General features: G+C 63.6%; 17 protein-coding genes. 7 read left to right on the forward strand and 10 right to left on the reverse strand.

Going from position 1 to position 21279, the window contains the following annotated elements; translation table 11 throughout:
- Window positions 1–4 precede the first annotated feature (4 nt).
- The 8 genes from C8K61_RS03135 to C8K61_RS03170 form a co-directional block, all read right to left on the reverse strand.
- Window positions 5–859, reverse strand: coding sequence for a proline/glycine betaine ABC transporter permease (locus C8K61_RS03135; RefSeq protein ID WP_108094703.1), 855 nt, complete (start codon window positions 857–859; stop codon window positions 5–7).
- Window positions 856–1866: an ABC transporter substrate-binding protein gene (locus C8K61_RS03140; protein WP_108094704.1), complete on the reverse strand. Its 1011-nt coding sequence runs from the start codon at window positions 1864–1866 to the stop codon at window positions 856–858. Before C8K61_RS03140 ends, C8K61_RS03135 begins: the two co-directional genes overlap by 4 nt.
- 416 nt (window positions 1867–2282) lie before the next feature.
- Entirely contained in the window at window positions 2283–4922 is a 2640-nt protein-coding gene (locus tag C8K61_RS03145; protein WP_108094705.1) for a TonB-dependent receptor, read from the reverse strand.
- Window positions 4923–5053: 131 nt separating this feature from the next.
- The gene (locus C8K61_RS03150) at window positions 5054–6004 is read right to left on the reverse strand and encodes a FecR domain-containing protein (protein WP_108094706.1); all 951 of its coding nucleotides are present in this window, start codon (window positions 6002–6004) and stop codon (window positions 5054–5056) included.
- Window positions 6001–6507, reverse strand: a complete 507-nt coding sequence (locus C8K61_RS03155) for a sigma-70 family RNA polymerase sigma factor (RefSeq protein ID WP_108094707.1) — start codon at window positions 6505–6507, stop codon at window positions 6001–6003. The genes C8K61_RS03150 and C8K61_RS03155 overlap by 4 nt, the downstream gene beginning before the upstream one ends.
- Before the next feature lie 138 nt (window positions 6508–6645).
- The gene (locus C8K61_RS03160; protein WP_108094708.1) at window positions 6646–7434 is read right to left on the reverse strand and encodes a phosphate/phosphite/phosphonate ABC transporter substrate-binding protein; all 789 of its coding nucleotides are present in this window, start codon (window positions 7432–7434) and stop codon (window positions 6646–6648) included.
- Window positions 7431–8384 (reverse strand): fatty acid desaturase, encoded by a 954-nt coding sequence (locus C8K61_RS03165; RefSeq protein WP_108094709.1) that lies wholly within the window; start codon window positions 8382–8384, stop codon window positions 7431–7433. Before C8K61_RS03165 ends, C8K61_RS03160 begins: the two co-directional genes overlap by 4 nt.
- A 90-nt stretch (window positions 8385–8474) precedes the next feature.
- The gene (locus tag C8K61_RS03170) at window positions 8475–9203 is read right to left on the reverse strand and encodes a GntR family transcriptional regulator (protein ID WP_108094710.1); all 729 of its coding nucleotides are present in this window, start codon (window positions 9201–9203) and stop codon (window positions 8475–8477) included.
- A gap of 120 nt (window positions 9204–9323) precedes the next feature.
- On the opposite strand from C8K61_RS03170, the gene C8K61_RS03175 reads away from it, so the two are divergent.
- Genes C8K61_RS03175 through C8K61_RS03190 form a run of 4 tightly spaced genes read left to right on the forward strand, consistent with a single transcriptional unit; the run spans window position 9324 to window position 14317 of the window.
- The gene (locus C8K61_RS03175) at window positions 9324–10142 is read left to right on the forward strand and encodes an ABC transporter ATP-binding protein (protein ID WP_108094711.1); all 819 of its coding nucleotides are present in this window, start codon (window positions 9324–9326) and stop codon (window positions 10140–10142) included.
- Between the two features lie 13 nt (window positions 10143–10155).
- Window positions 10156–11145 (forward strand): ABC transporter substrate-binding protein, encoded by a 990-nt coding sequence (locus C8K61_RS03180; protein ID WP_108094712.1) that lies wholly within the window; start codon window positions 10156–10158, stop codon window positions 11143–11145.
- Window positions 11146–11153: 8 nt separating this feature from the next.
- A complete protein-coding gene (locus tag C8K61_RS03185) occupies window positions 11154–11903 on the forward strand; it encodes an ABC transporter permease (RefSeq protein WP_108094713.1) in 750 nt (249 codons plus the stop codon).
- 44 nt (window positions 11904–11947) lie between these two features.
- Window positions 11948–14317: a hypothetical protein gene (locus C8K61_RS03190; protein ID WP_108094714.1), complete on the forward strand. Its 2370-nt coding sequence runs from the start codon at window positions 11948–11950 to the stop codon at window positions 14315–14317.
- A 76-nt stretch (window positions 14318–14393) separates the two neighbouring features.
- Here the strand turns inward: C8K61_RS03190 and C8K61_RS03195 are convergent, their stop codons facing one another.
- Window positions 14394–15524, reverse strand: a complete 1131-nt coding sequence (locus C8K61_RS03195; protein WP_108094715.1) for an MFS transporter — start codon at window positions 15522–15524, stop codon at window positions 14394–14396.
- A gap of 3 nt (window positions 15525–15527) precedes the next feature.
- A complete protein-coding gene (locus tag C8K61_RS03200; RefSeq protein ID WP_108094716.1) occupies window positions 15528–16703 on the reverse strand; it encodes a GlxA family transcriptional regulator in 1176 nt (391 codons plus the stop codon).
- Window positions 16704–16749: 46 nt separating this feature from the next.
- Here C8K61_RS03200 and C8K61_RS03205 point away from each other — a divergent pair, with 46 nt between their 5' ends.
- The 3 genes from C8K61_RS03205 to C8K61_RS03215 all read left to right on the forward strand — a co-directional run bounded on the left by C8K61_RS03205 (window position 16750) and on the right by C8K61_RS03215 (window position 21268).
- Window positions 16750–17709, forward strand: coding sequence for an ABC transporter substrate-binding protein (locus C8K61_RS03205; RefSeq protein WP_108094717.1), 960 nt, complete (start codon window positions 16750–16752; stop codon window positions 17707–17709).
- 64 nt (window positions 17710–17773) lie between these two features.
- Window positions 17774–18892, forward strand: coding sequence for an aryl-sulfate sulfotransferase (locus C8K61_RS03210; RefSeq protein ID WP_108094718.1), 1119 nt, complete (start codon window positions 17774–17776; stop codon window positions 18890–18892).
- Window positions 18893–18979: 87 nt separating this feature from the next.
- Window positions 18980–21268 carry a TonB-dependent receptor gene (locus C8K61_RS03215; protein ID WP_178086414.1) on the forward strand — a complete coding sequence of 763 codons (2289 nt, stop codon included), beginning with the start codon at window positions 18980–18982 and terminating at the stop codon, window positions 21266–21268.
- The last annotated feature ends 11 nt before the right edge of the window (window positions 21269–21279 follow it).

Consider the following 21279-nt stretch of genomic DNA (forward strand, 5'->3'; position numbering starts at 1 on the left):
GGGCTTACTCCCTGGAGCTGCGCCGGCCATAGTCCTGCGTGACCCGGTCGATGATCACCGCGAGGGCGACGATGGCCAGACCGGCCTCGACGCCACGCCCGACATCCAGGGTCTGGATGCCCACCAGCACATCCTCACCCAGGCCACGCGCGCCAATCATCGAGGCCACCACCACCATCGACAGGGCCATCATCACCGTCTGGTTCAAACCGGCCATGATGCTGGGCAGGGCCAGTGGCAACTCGACATTGCGCAGCACCTGCCAGCGGTTGGCACCCAGGCAGCGCGCGGCTTCGCGCACCGACGGGTCGACTTGGCGCAAGCCCAGGTCGGTGAGGCGCACCAGCGGCGGCAGGGCGTAAATCAGGGTGGCGAAAATCGCCGGCATCTTGCCCAGGCCGAACAGCATCAACACCGGGATCAGGTACACGAAGCTGGGCAAGGTCTGCATCACATCCAGCACCGGCATCAGCAGCCGGCGCGCGGTCGGCCGGTAGGCCAGCAGCACGCCAAGTGGCACACCGAGCAGCACACACAAGCCGGTGGCCACCAATACCAAGGCGCAGGTTTGCAGCAGCTTGTCCCACAGGCCGACCACGCCGATCAGGAACATCAGCACTACCAGTGCCAGGGCGCGCTTCCAACTGCGCCCGGCGTGCCAGGCCAGCGCCCCGAGCAGAATCAGCAGCAGCCACCAGGGCAGCGCACGCAGGCCGCTTTCCAGCAGGATGACCACCTGCAGCAGGGTGTCGGAGAGCTGGCGCAAATGGTCGCCGTAGTTGAGCACCAGGCTGTCGACCAGGCGGTTCACCGGCTCGGCGATGGAGTGGTGCAGGCTATCGGGAAAGCTCGAACTCACAGGGCCGCCTCGACCTTACTGCGCACCTCGTCAGTCACCCAGGCTTGCCACACCTGGGGGTTGGCCTTGAGGAACTGCTTGGCTGCCTCGCGTGGCGCTTGGTGGTTTTCGCTCATTTTTGCCAGGGTGGTGTTGAGCAGGTCGATGGGGAAGTCGACTTTTTCAAACAGCGCCACCAGCTCCGGGTATTGCTGATGGAAGGGCGCCGACACGCCGATCGACAAACGCGCTGCCAGCGAGCGGCTGCCACGCGGGTTGGGGTTTTTGCTATCGGCCAGGGTTTTCCAGGCATCGGCATCGAACGCCGGCTCTTCCAGGCGAACCAGTTTGTAGCGGCCCATCAACGGGGTGGGCGACCAGTAATAGAACAGCACCGGTTTGCCGCGGCGGATCGACGAGGTGATCTCCGCATCCAGCGCGGCGCCCGAGCCGGTACGGAAGTTCACGTAGCTGTCGGTGAGGCCATAGGCTTTGAGTTTTTGCGTGTTGACCACTTCCGAGGTCCAGCCGGCCGGGCTGTTGAGGAAGCGGCCTTTTTCCGGTTGTTCGGCGTCGCGGAAGACCTCGGCGTATTTGGGCAGGTCGCTGACTGAACGCAGGTCCGGGGCCACTGGTTTGATGCCTTTGGCCGGGTCGCCGTGGATGACGTAGTCAGGGACCCACCAGCCTTCGTCGGCGTTTTTGACGATGTCACCGAGGCCGAAGACTTTGCCTTCTGCTTCGGCTTTGACCCAGGCAGGGCTGCGGCCGGCCCATTCTTCGCCGATGACCTGGATGTCGTTGCGGGCCAGGGCCGCTTCCAGGCTGACGGTGCTGCCGGGGAGGGTGTCGGTGGGGTAGCCGTAACCTTTTTCTACGATGAGGCGTAGGACCTCGGTGATCAGGCTGCCGCTTTCCCAGGTGATGTCGCCGAAGTGGATGGGTTTTGGGTCGGCGGCGTTTGCGCCGGGGATGGCCAGTGTCAGCGTTAGGGCTGCGGTGCTTAGCCAGCGGGTAAGTGTCTGCATTGATTTGTCCTTTCCGCGGTTCCGTTTTTGTAGGGTGTGCTGTGCGCACCTTTGCGATTGTTTGGTGATCGGTTTTCTTTTTTATTACCGTGTTGGCTGATCGTTTTGTTTCGCGCCTTACGCGCGAGTTTCTTTTGTCAGTCGACACAAAAGAAACCAAAAAGTCTCGCCCCCACCTTGGCCTTCCGCTGCGCTCCAGGTCCCCTCCCTACGTCGCCGCTCCAGGGGCCGGCAAAACGCGGCCATCCATGGCCCGTCTTTGCCTTTCGCGGCTCCTGCCGCTCAACCCCTTCCACGACGACTCCGCTCGGCCTGCGCTCAAGGGGCGGGTGGATCAAAAGCGGTAGATCACAAGCTCAAACGCAGGCTCCTGTAGGAGCGGCTTCAGCCGCGATGCTTTTGATCCTTTCGCTCCGTCAGAAATCGTAGGTCACTTTGCTGTAGTAGAACGTGCCTTCTGGCGCTGCCGGTGACAGGAAGCTGTATTGCTGTGAAGGCGTCTGGCGCAGTTGGTCGTTGTAGTCGTCCGGTTTGCTGTCGAACAGGTTGTTGGCACCGACCGAGACTTTGAGCGCTTTGCTGAAGGCGTAGTTCAGGTCCAGATCGGTGATCCATTGCGCGGAAAAGGTTTGGTCGTATTGCGCGGCAGCTTCGGAGGCGGCGTATTTGCGGTATTCGCCGAAGCGGGTTTGGTACAGGCTGATGGTCCAGGCGCCAATGCTGTGGACGGCGCCCAGGATCAGTTTGTCTTCGGGGTAGCCGTGTTCCAGGTAGCCTTCGGACTCGCGGGTGACGGTGGTGAAGCCGTTGCGGTTTTCGTGGATTTTTTCAACCGTGGTGCGGGTTTTGGTGTAGCCGGCGGACAGTGCCAATTTGCCGTATTCGGCCAGTTCAAGGTTGTATTTGCCGACGATGTCGACGCCACGGGTTTGCGTGTCGGCGGCATTGGTCATGAACTGCGCCCAGCTGTATTGGCCGTAACCGGCGGCGGTGAGAATGGCCTCGGCTTCGGGGCCGTAGATGCCGCCGCTGTAGAGGATGCGGTCGTGGATGTCGATCTGGTAGGCGTCGACGGTCAACGAGGCGTGTTCACTCGGGCGCCACACCAGGCCCAGGGAGTAGTTGTTGGATTTCTCTGGTTTCAGCTTCTCGGCGCCCAGGGCGCGGGCGGCGGGGTTATCGACCGGCAGCATGCGGGTGAGTACCGGGTTGCCGCTGGCATCGACGTTGGTGGTGGTGGTCCAGGACGTGCCGATCTGGCCCAGGGTTGGCGCGCGATAAGCGTTGTTGACGGTGGCGCGCAGGCCCACTTCGGGGGTCAGTTCATAACGGGCCGAGAGCTTGCCGGTGGTGGTGTCGCCAAAGTCGGAGTAGTGCTCGGTGCGCGCCGCCAGGCCGAATTGGAAACGTTCGGTAAGCTGGTTTTCCAGGCCGACGTAGAAGCCGCCGACCTCGCGGGTATAGGTGGCGGCGTCATCCGGCATCAGCCCGGACGCTTGCACCGCGCCGACCGCCACGCCATCGATACCGCCGTAGGAGTACGAGGCGAAGTCGCCTTCCTGCAGGCGGTAGCGCTCGTCGCGCCAGGCTAAACCTGCGGACAGGGTCAGCGGTTTGAAGGCCCAGTCGACGTCGATGTCGCGGCCGTAGTCGAGGTTGATGTTGGTCTGTTCGTTGATCAGCGTGGCCACGTCGAAACGGGTCGGGCTGGCCACGCCGTAGCTGGGGTTGACGGTGTCCGAAGCGCGCTCGGTGTGTTTGTCGCGGCCGTAGGTGGCGGACAGGTCGAAGCGGCCGAGGCTCTCGTCTTCATAACGCGAACCGGCGGTCAGCGCGGCGTCTTCGTAGTGGTAGCGGTACTGCGGAATCGTGCCGTTGGGGTAGATTTGCGGCACGTTGTTGGGGCTGTCGGCCAGCAGTGGCGGGGTGTTGTTGTACGAGGTATCGCGACCGTAGGTGGCGAAGCTGTACAGACGCCAGGCGTCGCTCAGGCCGATTTCGGCGTTGGCCGCCAGGTTGTATTTCTCTCGGCTGGCGCCGCCCCAACGGGGGGCCTGGTGCTCGCCGTTGGCGTAGTAGTCCTCGCCAATGTCATCGGGTTTGTTGTTCAGGCCGTTGAAGCTCAGGGTGAGGAAACCATCGCCCGGCAACCCGAGGCCATACCAGCCATCGGCGGACTTGCTAAAGCCATCGCCCTGGCTGTATTTGCCCAGTTGCGCGTTGGCCTGGCCGCCCCTGTCCCGCTCTTTGAGTACGATGTTGAGCACCCCGGCGACGGCATCCGAACCGTATTGCGCCGAGGCGCCGTCGCGCAGCACTTCGACATGGTCGATGGCGCTGAGGGGGATCATGTCCAGGTCCACCGATTGCGCGCCAATGAACGGCACGCCGCCGGAGATATTCACCACTGCCGAGGCGTGCCGGCGTTTGCCATTGATCAGCACCAGGGTCTGGTCCGGCGACAGCCCGCGCAAGGAGGCGCCTTTGGGATCCTGGCCACGGGTGGCGCTCTGGTTCTGCGGGAAGTTGAACGAGGGCACCAGTTGGAACAACGCCTGGTTGAGGCTGGTGGCGCCGGTCTGGACCAGCTCTTTGGCATCGATCACATCCACTGGCGCGCTGCTGGTCAGGGCGGTGGCGTCCTGGCGACGGGTGCCAATGGCGACCACGCGATCGAGGGTCGGAATGTTGCTGTCCACGGCTGCGCCGTTGGCGCGTTGGCTGGCCTGGCGTTTGGCGGTTTGGCGAATCACAAAGGCGCCGTCATCGCTAACCTGCAGCTGCAGGCCGGTGCCAGCCAGTGCCGCGTCTACGGCTTGTTGTGGGTCGTAGTTGCCTTCGACGGCGGCCGAGGAATAACGGCCGAGATCCGGAGTGAAGGAAATCACCTGGCCGCTCTGGCGGCTGATCGACAGCAGCACTTCATCCAATGGACCGGGTGCCAGGTGATAGCTTTGCGCCGGCCCAGCGGCCAGGGCCGAACCGATAAACAGCGCGGTCAGCGAGCCAAAGGCCAACGCTGATGCCGTACGGGTGAACACCGATTGACGCGACATAACTTCCCCCCAATTTTTTATCGACGCCGCTCCTTGCAGCGCTTACGTCAGGGATGTGCTTCGGCATGCCGGAAACTTGCAGATCGTTTGGTTATGTCGTTAGAACGTGGACTTTTGGTTTTCAACGCAGATCAAACCGGCCCAACGTTCACCCACAGATCACTGCGCCGAGCGATGCGAATCGGCAGGGTGCGCGCCAGGGTGTCGAGCACCTGATCGCTGTCATCCAGCCGATACAAGCCGCTGACCCGCAAGCTGGCTACTGCCGGGTCTACCCGCAGCAGCCCACTGCGATAGGGCCGCAGGGCATCGAGCACCTCGCCCAGGGTCTGGTTGCGCACTTCCAACAGGCCATCCACCCAGGCACCTTCACCGCCTTGCAACGGCGTAGCGGGGCTGAAGCGATAGGCGTCGAAACTCAGTTGCTGGCGGCTGGCGAGGTAACCTTGCGCGCCGGAAAAACTGGTCAATTCCAGCGCTCCATCCAACGCTGCCACCACGCCACTGAGCTCGCCGACCCGCAGTTGCAGGCGCCCGCCACGGCTGCTGAGTTGGCCGAACGCGCTGCTCACCAGCAGCGGCCGGCTGTCGTCGGCGACCCGCACTTGCAACTCGCCGCTGCGCAGGCGCAGCAGGCGGCGTTGCGGGGTGAAGTCGATGTCCACCGCGCTGCGTGCGTTCAGCACCAGTTCACTGCCGTCATCGAGAGTGAGCCGTTGGCGTTGGCCGGTGGCGGTAGCGATATCGGCGCTGAGTTCATCCAGCGGCCAGCGGCGGTTGGTCAACAGGCCGACGCCAATGGCGACTCCGGCGCCCACCAGGGCACCGCGCAGCAGTTGCCGACGGCTAGTACCAGCGGCGTTGAGGGTGCGCTGTACTTGTTCGCCACGCAGGCCCTGGGCGCTGGGCACGCGAAATACGTCGAGATTTTTTTCCAGGTTGTCCCACAGCTGTTGGTGGCGCACGTCGCGGGCGCGCCAGGCGGCGAAGGCTTGCAGATCGTCGTGGCTGGCAGTGCCCGAGCGCAGCAGCACCAGCCAGTCGCTGGCCTGTTCGATCAGGCGGTTGTCGTCGCGGCTCATGGCAGGCTCAGCCGCAGGCAACGTTGCAGGGCCTTGCCCATGTAGTCACTTACCGAGCGCTGGGAGATGCCCAGGGCCACGGCGATTTCCGGGTAGGTGAGGCCGTCCACCTGCGACAGCAGAAAGGTCGCTTTGACCTTGGCCGGCAGGCCGTCGAGCAACTGGTCGATGCGCTGCAGCGCTTCCAGCAGCTCGGCGAGTTGTTCTGGTGAGCGCTCGTCGGCGGCGTCAGGGTCGAGGCTGTCGAGGTAGGCGCGTTCCAGGTCGCGGCGGCGCCACAGCTGGTAGAGCAGGCGGCGGGCGATGGTGGTGAGCAACGCGCGCGGCTCGCGGATCGGCGCCAGGGCCGGGCTGGCGAGAATCTGCGCAAAGGTTTCGGCGGCCAGGTCTTCGGCGCTGGCACGTGACTCCAGATGCCGCCGCAACCGGCCTTGCAGCCAGTCGTAATGCTGGCGGAACAGCAGGCCAACGTACTGGCCATGGGATTTGTCGGCACCGGACATGACGGCTCCAAAAAACTGAAAAGGCAGGGGAGTCCGGTGTTCCGGTGGAGGCATGCTAACAAGGGCGCTTATTCTTTAAAAATAGCTTTATTAGCTACATTTATTCTTTTATGGTCTATTCGATGGCAGCTACGGTGCCTACGTATGCAAGTCGGCGAGACCGTGCTCGGCAGCCTGGCATTGGTAATCCAGCAACACTTGATAATCCGCCTCGCTGGCCGGCAGCACCTGGCGAATGCGCAGCACCTGCGCCACTTCCGGCTCATCGAGCAGCGCCTGGTTGAGGGCTGCCCGAATGCGCTGCACCTGCTGCTGATCGGCGGCGCTGATATAGGGCAGTGTGGGGCTCGGAGCGCTGGTTTGCAGGATGCGCACGCCCGCGACTTCTTCGGGCGCGTAGAGGGCCAGGTAGGCAAAGGTCACGCTGTCCACGGCGATCAGGTCTACCCGGCCTTCGCGCAGCCAGGCCAGGCTTTGTCGGTGGCTGCCGCTGACCGCCAGGCTGGCGAAAAAACGTCCGTCTTGCTGCCAGGGCGCTAGGGCGTGGCGCAGCAGGTTCATGCCGGTGTTGGAGTCCAGGCTATTGGCCGCACCTCGGCAGCCGCACATGTCTTGCAGACTGTTGCGCGGCTCGTCGGCACGCACCAGTAACAGGCTGCAATGTTCGCCGTTATGGCTATGGGGAAGATCGAAATCCGGGCGGCCGAGCAGCCGCACCTGGCCGCGCAATTGGGTCATCAGCGGGTAGCCACAGGTTTGCGTCAGCAGCAGATTGGGCGAGCGGAACAGGGCATGCAGATCGGTGTCGGCCCACGGCAGTCGTTCGCCCTCCAGCAGTCGCAGGGTGCGCGCCAGCCAGCGCTCGCTGGCCTCGCGAACGGGCTCGGGCGCCGGGTACATCAGCAGTTCGGCATAGCCACGTGTCATGGCTGATAGTCCTGCGGGCTAACCAGGGGATGGGCCGGGTTGTCGACCGGACGTACGCCGTGTCGGCGAATCAACTGGCTGTATCCCCGGACCAGAAAACCGCCACTGCGTGCCAGCCAATACTCGCGCCGGGCGCGATAGACCGAGGGTAGCCGATACCACGGCAGCCACGGCAAGTCGTGGTGCACCAGGTGCAGGTTGAGATTGAGGAACAGCCAGCGCCACGGCCAGCCCGCTTCATTTAGCACGCTGCGTTGCGCCGGTTCGGCCGCCGGGCGGTGTTCGTAAAAGGAGCGCAGCATGCTCAGCGCCAAGGCCGGCACGCTGACCAAGGCCACATAGTGCAGGGCCGACAATGCACTGTAGCGCTGCACCCAACACAGCAGCGTCGCGCACAGCAGGCCATGGCAACTCCACATCAACCACGCCTGACGTTCACCGCGCAGCAAGCGTCGGCCCTCGCTGATCAGCAGACCCGCCAAGGCCAATGGCGCGCCCACCAGCAGGCGGCCAATCACGGTTTTATTCAGCCAATGCAGCGCGCGAGTAACGGCGGGTAATGCGCGCCACTGCTCGGGGTGCAGGTAGCGACTTTCGGGGTCGACCCCAGGCAGGGTCAGGCTTTCGTCGCGGTGGTGCGCCAGGTGGCTGTCGCGGTACAGCGTGTAGGGATACCAGATCGCGTAAGGGCCATAGGCCAACACTTTGTTCAGCCACGGCAGGCGGGTGGGGTGGCCATGCAGCACTTCGTGCTGCACCGACATCCACAGGGTTACCAGGGGAATCAGCAGCACGGTGGTCGGCCATTTGCCCAAGTGCGGGCTGGCCCAGAGCAGCGCGAACCAGGCCACTTGCACGCCAAGCAGCAATAACCAGGTCGGCCATTCCTGCCGACCGAAGCGGTCCTGTTCCAGGCCTGCGCGCAGGCGTTGCCAGTGAGTGTGTTGCATACCACGGTCCCCAGAAGTTGCAGCGAATCAGCGCTGTCTACTGGGTGTGGCGCGGGACGTTGAAATCTTGCAGAACGTTTGGGAATAGCCTTATGCCTGACGGGTTTTGAACACGCCGCTCAACACAAATTCGTAGCGTTCGGGGCGGATATAGAACGTGGTGCGGTCGCAGCATTGCTGGTCGTCGAACCACGAGGTGCGCTGCATCACCAACAGCGCAGTGCCGCGTTTTACCCCCAGGTGCTCGGCCAGGGTTTTGTCTGCTTCGCGGGCGCGGATGGCCATGTCGGCGCGGCTAACCGGCTTGCCGGTGACCCGTTCCAATACCGAATACAGCGGCTCCTGGGCGGCGGCCTGCCAGTCGACGTCGGCCAGCTCTGCGGTGAGGTAACTGCGAGCGAAGGCGATGGGTTCGTCGTCGACGATGTGCAGGCGTTCAACCTTGACGCACTGGCCGCTGAACAAACCGGCCAGTTCTTCGGGCACCTCGACGCATTGCTGACCGAGCATCCTCATGCTCGGCTTGAGCCCTTGCAGCACCAGGGAGTCGTGGAAACTGCGCAGGGCATCCAGGTCGTGGCGCACCTGTTGGGCGGCGACGAAGGTGCCTTTGCCTTGTTTGCGTTCCACCACACCGTCATCACCGAGCTTGGCAAGGGCCAGGCGGATGGTCACCCGGCTGACCTGAAAACGCTCCACCAGCTCCGATTCCGACGGCAGTTTGCCCAGCGCGCCGAACTGGCCTTGCTGAATTTCAGTAAGCAGTTGTTGAGCAATTTGCTCGTACAAAGAGGTGGAGCTTTCGCGCTGCAGGGTCACGGTTTGGCTGTCCGGTTGAGGAGCTGATTCTAAGGTTATGAGTTTTCGGTCTTAGGCTAACTTGTATTAATACGTATTATAACGACCACAGACAGTATAAATGACCTGACGCCCCTTGCCATGTCCCACTTTCAAACCCAACTGGTACCTCCCGCCGATGCCTTGCGCATCGAGGCCGTCGACTTTGCCTATGGCAATGGCCACGTGGTGTTCAGCAACCTTAACCTGAGCGCGCGGCGGGGTGAATTTGTCGCCATTCTCGGCCCCTCGGGCTGTGGCAAAACCACCTTGCTCAACCTGCTTTCCGGCTTTCAGCAGCCGCAGGCCGGGCGCTTGCTGGTGGACGGCCAGGCCACGCGCCCGGAGCTGCCAGCACTGGGTTATGTGTTCCAGAGCCCGCAGCTGTTTCCCTGGTTGAGCGCGCTGGAGAACGTGCGCTTTGGCCTGCGGGTGGCGGCAGACAAAAGCTTCGCCGAGCAGCGCGAACAGGCCTTGCACTACCTGCGCCTGGTCGGCCTGGAAGCGGCGGCCGAGCGCCTGCCGCGTCAGCTTTCCGGAGGCATGCAGCAGCGTGTGGCATTGGCCCGCACCCTGGCCTTGCAGCCGCAGGTGTTGCTGATGGACGAGCCCTTTGCCGCCCTGGACGCCATCAGCCGCAACAGCATGAACGAAGAAACCCTGCGGCTCTGGGCCGAGCTTGGCCAGACCGTCCTGTTCATCACCCATGACATCGATGAAGCGGTGTTTCTCGCCGATCGCGTGGTGGTGCTGAACATCGCTCCCGGGGGCATCCATAGCGAGCTCGCCATCGACCTGCCACGCCCCCGGAGCAACCGTGAAACCCGCCGCTTGCCGGCCTTTCTCGACTATCGCAACGAGCTGATGGAACGCATCGGCGACGTCATGGCGCAGTCGTCGCTCCTCGAGCCCCTTTCCTGATAACGAGAATTCCATGATCAAAGCATTGCTCTTGCCGGTCGCGCTGGCGGCTACCTCCTGGCTGGGTGGCGCTAGCGCCGCCGAACCGCTGCGCATCGGTTACGTGGTGGCGATGGCCAACGCGCCGGTAATTGTTGCCGAAAAGCTCGGCTACTTTCGCGACGAGGGCCTGGCGGTGGACCTCAAGGCCCTGGGCGATGGCCCGGTGATTCAGCAAGCCCTGGCCGCCCATGAACTGGACGTGGCCTACGTGGGCACGCCGCCGGTGTACCAGTGGTATGCGCGCGGTTTGAAGAGCGTGATTCTGGCCAAGGTGAACTACGGCCAGGCCGCGGTACTCACCAGCGCCAACGGCCCGATCAAAACCCTGGCCGACCTCAAGGGCCACAAGCTGGCCGGGGTGAAGAAGGGCAGCGGCATGGACGTGCTGCTGCGTGGTTATGTGCTGAAAGAGAAAGCCAAACTGGAGCCGGACACCGACGTGGAAATCGTCGACATGCCACCGGGCAACATGAACGCGGCGTTGGAGCGCGGCATTGTCGATGCCGCGTTCAGCTGGGAACCCTTTGTCAGCCAGGCGCTGTTGCGCGGTTCGGCGCTCCTGCTGCTGGACGTTAACCAGGCCTTGCCGCATTACCCGTGGTACGTGGTGATCGGCTTGCCGGAGACCCTGCGGGATCGCCCCGACGATGTGGTCAAGCTGCTGCGCGCGCACCGCAAAGCCATTGCCTTTCTCAATGAACACCCGGCCGAGGCGAACAAAATCATTGCCGAGGCCTTCAAGCTGGAAAGCGTGCAGCGTGCCGACGGCAGCACCGCAACCGGTGAAGACATCATTGCCGAGGCGCGCAAACGCCTGGGTTGGTCGGCAGAGCTGGAAGCCTCGGACCTGCAATTCATTCAGCGCCTGATGGATTACTCCAACCAGCTGAAATTCATGCACGCGCAGGTTTCGCTCAACGACCTGGTCGACACCTCGTACCTGCAGAAAGCTTCGCGCTGAGTCTCGCCATGCATTTGCCAAAAGCCAATTGGGGTTGGGCCTCGCTGCCGTTTCTGCTGCTGGTGTGGGTGGCCCTGGCCAGCCGTTTTCCCAGCTATGTGCTGCCCCAGCCGTGGGTGGTGGCGGCCGAAGCCGTGCGATGGATCGAAGACGGCTCGCTGTGGAAGCAGTTCCAAGCCAGCTTGCTGGAAGAGCTGGCTGGTTTTTTCAGTGCAGTAGTGGTCGCGGTGCTGCTAGGCGGCGCCGCCGGCCTGTGGCGGCACTTTCGCGACTTTATTGCGCCGCTCAACAGCCTGTTTATGGCCATTCCACCGATTGCTTGGGCGCCGCTGATTCTGATCATTTTCGGCTTTGGGTTTTTCTCCATCACCCTGGTGATTTTCATCGCGGCGGTGTTCCCCATGGCGGTGACCATCCAGGAAGGCGTGCTGGGCATCCGCGATGGCGAAGTGCGCGCGGCACGCACCTTGGGCGCCAACCGCTGGCAATTGCTCGCTTATGTCTACCTTCCAGCGTCGCTGCCGTTTCTTACCGCTGCGTTGCGCATTGGTTTCAGCCAAGGCTGGCGGGCACTGGTGGCGGCGGAAATGATCGGCGCCTCGCAAGGCATCGGCTGGATGGTCTCGATGGGCGGCCAGATCGGCAACAGCAGCCAGGTGCTGCTGGGCATTGTGTTGATCGGCTTGCTCGCCTGGTTGATGGAAAGCCTGGTGTTTCGCCGTATCGAGCGGCACTACCAGTCCTGGCGCGCGGCCTGAAAAGGCGGCGCGGCGTTATTTACTTGAGTTGCTGAGGAGCTACCGTGAGCCAGACCTTCGACCCCCGTGAAGCCGGGCATTACATCGCCCCCGTTGGCCTGTATGCGCGCAACAAGGCGCGGCCATTTCTCGGCCAGATCAGCTGCGACAGGCACACCCTGGTGGCCGGCCAGTGGGACGAAATCACCTTTGTCTACGAGGTGGGCGCCAGTGGCCTGGCCGACGGTGCCTGGCTCAAGCTGGCGTTCAAGTTCTATTCCGACTGGGCGCTGTTCCAGACCTCCGACCCGCGTGCGGCCAACTACGTCAGTGCTGATTACCAGGCCGGCGAACTGGCACCGGGGCAAAGCCCGGCCACCGTGCAGCAACTGAATGTGCGGTTTGACCAGAAGGGCCACGAGCGGCCGTTCCAGAAAGCCATCCTCATCGATATCGTCGACGGCTACCTCAACCCCGGCGACCGCATCATCATCCGCATCGGTGATCGCCGGCAGGGTGGGGCTGGTACGCGGGTGCAGAGTTTTGTCGAAAAAGACTTCCGCCTGCGCCTGTTTATCGACCCGCTGGGCAGCTCGAAATTTGCCGAAGTGCCGGGCGATCTGTTGCTGGATATCGTCCCCGGCGTGCCTGAGCGTTTGCTGGTGATCGTGCCGCGCCTGGTCGGCCAGGCGCAGCCATTCGATCTGCTGATTCGTGCGGATGACGCCTGGGGCAACACCTGCCGCAACCTGCCACTGAGCGGCAAGGTGCTGCTCAAGGGCCCGCAAGGCAGCAGCCTCGGCGTGCCGTTTACCCTGGCGGGCGAAGGCTGGGCGGTGGCCAGGTTGCCGGCGCTGAAGCTGGAAGAATTGGGCGAATGGTCGGTCAGCGTGCAGCCTGCTGAACCCGGCGTTGCAGCGGCGCAGGCCTATATCAATGTCGATCACGCATTGCCTGGCATCCGCCCGCTGTACGCCGACCTGCATGTGCATTCCGATGACACCGTGGGCACCAACGACACCCTCTACAACCTCAGCTATGGCCGCGATGTGGCCGGCCTGGATGTGCTGGGTTACACCGCCAACGACTTCAACATCACCGAAAAGCGTTGGGATGCGGCGGTCGAACTGATCGCCGAGTTGAACGAGGCGGGCCGCTTTGTCTGCTATCCCGGCACCGAGTGGTGCGGCAATTCCTGCGCGGGCGGCGACCGCAATGTGGTGTTCCTGCACGACGGCAAGCCGGAGTTTCCGTTCGACAACCAAGGCCGCCTGGTGCGCTCCTTCGAGTGGAATGAATTCACCGCTGGCACCATCAAACCCGGCGCCTGGCCGGTGGACGAACTCTACGCGGCTTACGCCAAGAACCCCGAAGGGCACCTGATGATGCCCCACGTCGGTGGCCGCCGTTGCAACCTCGACTGGCACCACCCGGAGCTGGAACGCCTGATTGAAGTGGGGTCGGCCTGGGGCCAATTCCATTGGGTGTATGCCGAAGCCTTGCAGCGCGGTTACCGCGTGGGCGCGGCGGCCAACAGCGATGAGCACCAGGGCCGTTGTGGCGGCGGTGTGCCCGCCACTGCGGTATTTGGTTCGCGCGGCGGATTGACCGGCGTTATAGCCGACGCCTTCGACCGCGCCGGCGTGGGCAAAGCCCTGCGCGCCCGACACACCTTCGCCACCACGGGTGAACGCAGTGTTGCCGTGTTGCGCCAGGGTGAGCATCTGATGGGCGACGTGGTGCCTGCTGCTGCCGGGCAAACGCTGGACTATCGCCTGCTGGGCGATGCCGGCTGGGAGCAGGTGGAATTGTTCGATGGCGAGCAGTGCATCTGGTCACGCAGTCTGCACGAAGAAGCCGGGCTTTCCAGCCGTCGTGTACGGGTACGTTTGGGTGGCGCGCGGATCAAAGACCGATACCGCGGCGCCTACTGGACCGGCGAAATCGAGATCATCGGCGCGGTGATCAACGGCTTCCAGTTCCTCGGCGCCGACCACCCGGAGCAAACTGTCTGGCGCAAAAACGCCACCACCCTGGCGTTTCGCACCGACACCAATGGCGACACCGACAGCCTGGAAATCGAACTGTCGCAACTGGCCGGAGCGCGTATCAGCCTGAACAGCCGGGTGGACAGCTACGTGAAAGTCGGCGACCCGTTGTCACACCATCCCCATGTGCATGCCCCTACCGTAAGTGTGCAGGTGTCAGGCGCGCAATTGCTTGAGCAGGGCGCCGTGATTGAGAAACTGGCGGGGGCGGAGTTGCAGGTGTCGCTGGAACGGATTACCGAACAGGCCTTGCCGCGGGAAGTAGCGGGGCGGATCGACGTGGATAGCCTGAAGCTGGAGGCCGGTCGCGAGCACCCGTTGTTTATCACCGCACGCCAGCGTGATCAGTCGCGGGTGTGGACCTCGGCGTTGTTTGTCACGCTTTAAACGTCGAGGGCATAGCGGCTAACCGGAGCGCCGGACCAGCCGCTCCTACGAGATTGCACATTCCGTAGGAGCGGCTTTAGCTGTGGTGTTTTTGACCCACAGGCAACACCGACAGCACGGCCGACACCGCCAACAGCAACGCCGCGACGCTGTACATCCACACGCTCGGCACAATCGGCAACAGGCTGCCGGCCAGCAATGGTCCGGCGCCGGCGCCGATATCGCGCCACACCGAATTGGCCGCCAATGCCTGCACCCGTTCCGGCCCCGGATTGCGCTGGGTCACCAACGGCGCCACCAGCGGCAATTGCAACGCGCGCAACACGACGATGGCCGCCGCGCAGCTCCACAACCAGCCGGCACCAAAACCCACCAGCATCACCGCCGTCAGCAGCGACAAACTCACCAGCAGTTTCTGTGCGCCGTATTTATCCGCCAGGTGGCCACCCACCGGGCTGAGCAGCAGCTCACCCAGGTAACGCAGAGCCATCAGCAAGGCCGCTGCCATGACCGCGCCGCCGGGGAATAGGTCTTTGCCCAGGTACGACAGGCCAATGATGAACAAACCATCCAGCGTCAGCCCTTCCAGGAATGACCAGAAGTCCAGCCGGCTCGGTAGGCGAATGCCGCGCCGTGCCGTCAGGGCGTGGGGCTGTATGGGGAGGCGGCGGGCCATCAGCAGGCCGCCGATGGCCACCAGGCTCAGGGCAAAAAAGATTGGTCGCGGGCCGAGCCACAAGGCCACGGCGGCGCCGACCGGCAGGGCCAGCATCGGGCCCAGGGCGGTGAAGGCCCGCGCGCGGCCAGAACGCCGCGCCACGCCTAAGGGTTCGGCGGTGGCCAACACCTGGCTGGACAGGTTCAACGCGGCAAATGCCAGGCCCCACATCAGGCGCAAGGGCAACAACATCCAGACCCCCGACAGGCAGGTGTAGCCCAGCGCACAGACCCCGGCGGCGAGCACGGCCAGGGTCGAGGTCAGGCGGTCGCCGTGGCGGGCGTAGAAGCGTGACACGGCGCCATATCCGACGATGCGCACCAGGCGGTTGGCCGCCAGCAACACGCCCACTTCGGCCAGGCTCAGTCCAAAGTCGCTGGCGTACATGGGCAGCAGCAGGTACAGCAACACGTCGGTGGGCAGGGCCATGCCGAGGGCCAGGGCGGCAAAGCGCGAGTGACGGTCGGCGCTACGCAGGCTGGCCGTCATCGGTTATTGCGCCAGGCGTTCAAGGGTGATGCCCAGGGTTGTGGTCTGACGGTAGCCGGTCTGCCCGACGCTGGGGGTCGGCACGCCGACCTGCGGCGCCTTGGCTTGGGTGCGATAGCCCAGCGGGCTGGTACCGAGTTCTTTCTGAAAGGCGCGGCGCATGCGTTCTTCGCGGCCAAAACCGACGGTTTCGGCGATGCGCTTGATCGGCTCGCCGGTGGTTTCCAGCAAGCGGCAGGCGGCTTCCAGGCGCAGGGTTTCGACGGCTTGCGCCGGGGTGTCGCCGGTGGCGGCAACATAAGCACGAGCGAAGTGCCGTGGGCTCATGCCGAATTGTTCGGCCAGGCGTTCGACCCGCAAATCGCTGTCCAGGTTGGCGGCGATCCAGGCATGCAGACGCGCCATGCGCACGTCCGGGTCGGTGCGCAGCGCGTTGGACTGCGCTTGCAGCGAAGCGCTGAGCTGCGGCTGTTCGGCCGAGCGCCAGAGAAACACGGTGAAGTAGCGCGCCAATGCCAGCGCGGCGTGGGGGCCGAGATCTTGCTCGACCAAGGCCAACGCCAGGTCGATGCCGGCCGCCGCGCCGCCGCATGTCCACAGGTTGCCGTCATGCAGGTACAAGGCATCCCGTTGGCAGGTGACGGCGGGGTAGTGGGCTTCCAGTTCGTCAGCAAACTTCCAGTGGGTGACCACCTTGCGGCCATCGAGCAACCCGGCGGCGGCCAGAACAAAACTGCCGGTGCCTACCGAGCACAGGCGGCGAATGGTGGGTTGGCGTTGGCGCAGCCAGGCGCACACCGGTTCACTGGCTTCGACCGCGGTCATGCCGGGGCCGCCGACCACCAGCAGGGTGTCGATGTGCAGGCCGTCTTGGTCGAGCTCGGCCAGTGAACGGGTCATTACTTCGATGCCGGAAACGGTGGCGACCAGGCCGCCCTGGGGGGAGGCCAGGAGCAGGCGGTACGGCGACTGGCTAGCGAATGGGCCGCCGAGTACACGGGGTACGGCGGCGAATACTTCCAGGGGGCCGGCGCCGTTCAGCAACAGGGCGGCGTCGAAGGCCAGGACCACGATGGTGCGCTGTGCGCTGTCTACCCCCTCGCCTCCGTGGGGGAGAGGGGAGCAGAGCGGTTGAGTCTGTTTGGCAGCAAAGGAGGGGTGTTTGGCATGGAGCGACATGGCCGGGCTCGACATACTGGCAACATCAAAAAGTGAGAGCGCGACAATGCCGTTAATTCCTGCGTCTGCCAAGTCTGCTGTCACCACGCTGTTGTGCGTGGCAGGCCTGTTGTTGAGCCATTCGGCTGTGGCGGCCAGTGCGCTCAAAGTCGGCGACCAGAGCGGCCTGGTGCAAGCTCTGCTGAAGGCTGCTGGGGAAGACCAGAACCTCAGTTATTCGCTGAGTTGGCACCCGTTTATGGCCGGCCCGCCACTTTTGGAAGCGCTGAGTGCCGGCGCGGTGGACGTGGGCGTGGTGGGTAATGCGCCGCCGATATTTGCCCAGGCTGGCGGCTTTGCCCTGCGCATTATCGGCGTGGCCAACGGCGCGCAGAATAACAACGCGGTACTGGTGCCGGAAGGCTCCACGGCGCACTCGATCAGTGACCTGAAAGGCAAACGGGTGGCGGTGGCCAAAGGCTCCAGCGGCCATTACCTGTTGCTGGCGGCCTTGCGTCAGGCGGGGCTCAACACCCGCGATATCAACGTGGCGTACGTCAGCCCGGTGGATGGTCAGAACGCGTTTGCTGCGGATCGGCTGGATGCCTGGGCCGTCTGGTATCCGTTCGTGGGCCAGGCCACCGCACGTGGCGGGCGGGTGTTGCTGGATGGCAGCGCCTGGGCCGAAACCGGGTTGAATTTCACCGTCGCCAGCCAGCAAGCGCTGGATGATCCCGAGCGCTCGGCGCAGCTGGGCGAGTTGCTCAGTCGCCTGGCCCGCGCGCAGAACTGGGCCACCGCACACCCGGCAGACTGGGCCAAAGCCCTGGCGCAAACCACCCGGCTGCCATTACCGCTAGTAGAAGAAATGCTGGCTAGGCAAAACCTGCATTACGTGCCCATCGATACCTCGATCATGGCGTTGCAACAACGTCTGGCCGATGCCTTTGCTGCTGAGCAGATGATCCCCAAACCGCTTGATGTCACGGCCGTATTCGACGACCGCTTCAACGCCCAGTTGCCCTAACCCCTGAACCGTTTTCGCCCTTGCTGGCAGCGCCGGCAGGGCCTCACTCACCCGGAGAAAAGCGATGCCTGCTTTGCACCGTACTACCTTGAAACGACACAAAACCGGCCTGGTGGCCGTCGACCACGCCCGCAGCGCCGGCGGTTACACCCTGTTTGCGCCGCAAACCGCCGATGGCCAGGTGTTTTTGGTCGACCTCGATGGCGATGTCGTGCACCGCTGGAAACTGCCGCAACGCCCCGGCCGCGACGCGGTGATTCTGGCTAACGGCAACCTCGGCTATAACGGCAACCACCCGGATTCGCCCGAACTGTTTCCCGGTTGGTCGGTGTGGCACGGCGGCGCCTTCAGCGAAGTGACCCCAGAGGGCGACGTGGTCTGGCAGCACACCGATCTGCTCCATCACCACGACGCGCAATGGCTGGACAATGGCAACCTGCTGTACACCACCGTCGCGCCGCTGAGTGCCGAATTCGCCAGTCGTGTGCAGGGCGGTATTCCCGGCAGCGAGGCGGTGGGCGGGGTGATCTATGCCGACGTGGTCAAAGAGGTCAACCGCGCTGGCGAGGTGGTGTGGGAGTGGCGCAGCTGGGAGCACTTGAAGCCCGAAGACTACCCGCTGCACAGCACCTTCGAGCGGTACCACTGGCCGATGACCAACGCCGTGTCGCCGGGCCGTGACGGCAAGGTGATTCTGAGCCTGCGCAGTGTGTCGTCGGTGATTGCCGTGGATAAACACAGCGACCAGGTGCTCTGGCGTCTGGGCCACGACCTGGTGGCGCAGCAGCACTGCCCGAGCGAGTTGGAAAACGGCAACGTGCTGGTGTTCGACAACGGCATTTCCCGGCCCCATGTATCGATGCCGTTTTCTCGCGTGCTGGAAATCGACCCCATTGCCCAGCGCATCGAATGGCAATACAGCGATGCCCCCGGCTATGCGTTTTTCACCCCGTTCATGGGCGGCGCGCAACGTCTGCACAACGGCAACACGCTGATCACCGAGGCCAACTTTGGCCGTCTGTTTGAAGTGACGCAGGGCGGTGACGTGGTGTGGGAATACATCAACCCGCACTTTGCCGCCTACCCGGACGAGCCGTCGCGCCGCTACCTGCCCGGCGAGAACAACGCGATCTTCCGTGCCCACCGCTACCAGCGCGCTGATCTACCTTGGCTGCGCGACTGATCCACCGACCGATCCACTAACCGCCACGATCACGCTTACGCACACCACGCGCAGCGAAGTATCGACTCATCGTCAAAGGATGTTCTGATGACTCTTTCTGCGCGCCACCTCTGCGTTAGCGCTTTATCGCTGTTACCACTGCTGCCTGCTGTCGCTGAAGAACGGCCGGCCAGTACTGAACCGACCCTGCAAACCGTCACCGTGGAAGCCCGCCGGCGCAGCGAAGACGCCCAGCAAGTACCCACTGCCATGAGCGTGCTCGGCGCCCAGGCACTGGAAGAGCAGCGCCTGTATCGCCTGCAGGATCTGCAGCAGGCACTGCCCAGCGTCAATGTCGCGTTTATGCATGCACGGCAGTCCAGCCTGTCGATCCGTGGCCTGGGCAATAACCCGGCCAGCGATGGCCTGGAAGGCAGCGCCGGCATCTATCTGGATAACGTCTACCTGGGCCGCCCTGGCATGGCGGTGTTCGACCTGTTGGATGTCGAACAGCTGGAGTTGCTGCGTGGCCCGCAGGGCACCTTGTTCGGCAAGAACACCACGGCCGGGGTGCTGAACATCACCACACGTAAACCGACTTTTACCCCGCAAGGCACCATCGCCACCTCGATTGGCGAAGACGGTTATACGCAAACCCAGGGCAGCTTTTCCGGGCCGTTGAACGACACCCTGGCCGGGCGAATTTCCGCCTACCACACTGAAGAAAACGGCTATGTAAAAAACGACTTCAACGGTCACGACCTCGGTGGCGGCAAACGCCAAGGCTTTCGCAGCCAACTGCTGTACAAGCCCAGCGAAGACTTCAACCTGCGCTGGATCGCCGACTACAACGAAGAAAACTCCAGCGCCGGCACTCGCTCGCTGTTCAGCACCGGACCTACCATCAACGGCGTTAACCGCTATGAGCAACGCGCCGCGGCTGTTGGCGCGACGCTGGTGGACGGTCGTCATGTCAACCTCAACGCCGATCAGCGCGTCACCGTGTTCCAGGGCGGCACCTCGCTGGAAGCCAATTGGATGCTGCCCAACGATTTCACCGTGACTTCAATCAGCGCCTACCGCTGGTGGGACTTCACCCCGCGCAACGACGATGAACTGAACGTCGAGGTGATGCACAACGTCGGCCAGTCGGCGCGTGACAAGCAGTACTCCCAGGAACTGCGCCTGGCCTCGCCAGCGGGCGAGCACTTCGACTACGTACTCGGCGCCTACTACTTCCGCCAGGAAATGCAGAACAAGGTCTTTACCTACTACGGCCCGCTGGCCGACACCTGGAACGGCACGCCGCAAGGGGCGCTGAACAACGTCAGCACCGTGGGCAATGGCAGCGTCGATACCGACAGCTTTGCCCTGTTCGCCCAAGGCACCTGGCACCTGAGCCCCGTGGTGGATTTCAGCCTCGGCCTGCGCGGCACGTATGAGCGCAAGTTGGCCGACGTAACCCGCGATGCGCCCACCGGTGGCGCCGCAGTCACCGGCGCAGCGGCCACCGTGCGTAACGCCAGGGTCGGCGCCTACGACTCCGGCGACCTCAGCCTGTACAGCTTCAGCCCGTCGGCGTTGGCCAGTCTGGCCTGGCATGTGAACGATCAGGTATTGGCCTATGGCTCGTTGTCCCACGGCGAGAAGTCCGGCGGGGTCAACCTCAGCGTCGCCAGCGCGCCGGTGGCCGGTGCCGACTCGTTGCTGATCGGCAGCGAACGGGCCAACGACGCTGAACTGGGGGTCAAAACCACCTTGCTCGACCGACGTCTGCTGCTCAACGCCAACCTGTTCTGGACCGAAATTCACGGCTACCAGACCAATGCCTACGACGACGCCAACCTCACCAGTTACCTGACCAACGCCGGCACCGTGCGCAGCCGTGGCCTGGAACTGGACAGCAGCTGGCGGCCCTTGCCTGGCCTGACCCTGAGCGCCAACGGTTCGTGGAACGACGTGCGGTACCTGAGCTACGACGATGCTCCATGCCCGGCCGAAGTGGCTTTGCGCCCTGGCGCGCCAGCCTCGTGCGACCTTAGCGGGCATGCCGTGGTCGGCGCCTCGAAGTGGATATTCAACAGCAGTGCCAGCTACCAATGGCGCCTGGACAACGGCCTGCAACCCTACGTCAACGGCAACTACGCCTGGCGCTCCCACGCGGTTGGCACCATCGATGACTCCGAGTACGCGCAGTTGCCCAGTTATGCGCTGGTCAACCTAGCCACCGGTTTGCGCGGTGATCTGCGTGACGGCCAGTGGGATGTGTCGTTGTGGCTGAAAAACGCCTTCGATAAAACCTACTACACCACCCTGTGGAATTCGCCGAACGGCGCCTACACCGGGGTTCTGGGCACGCCACGCACCCTTGGGGTTACCGCGCGCTACGACTTCTGAGCCTGGCAACT

The organism is Pseudomonas sp. GV071 (assembly GCF_003050835.1).
GTDB lineage: Bacteria > Pseudomonadota > Gammaproteobacteria > Pseudomonadales > Pseudomonadaceae > Aquipseudomonas.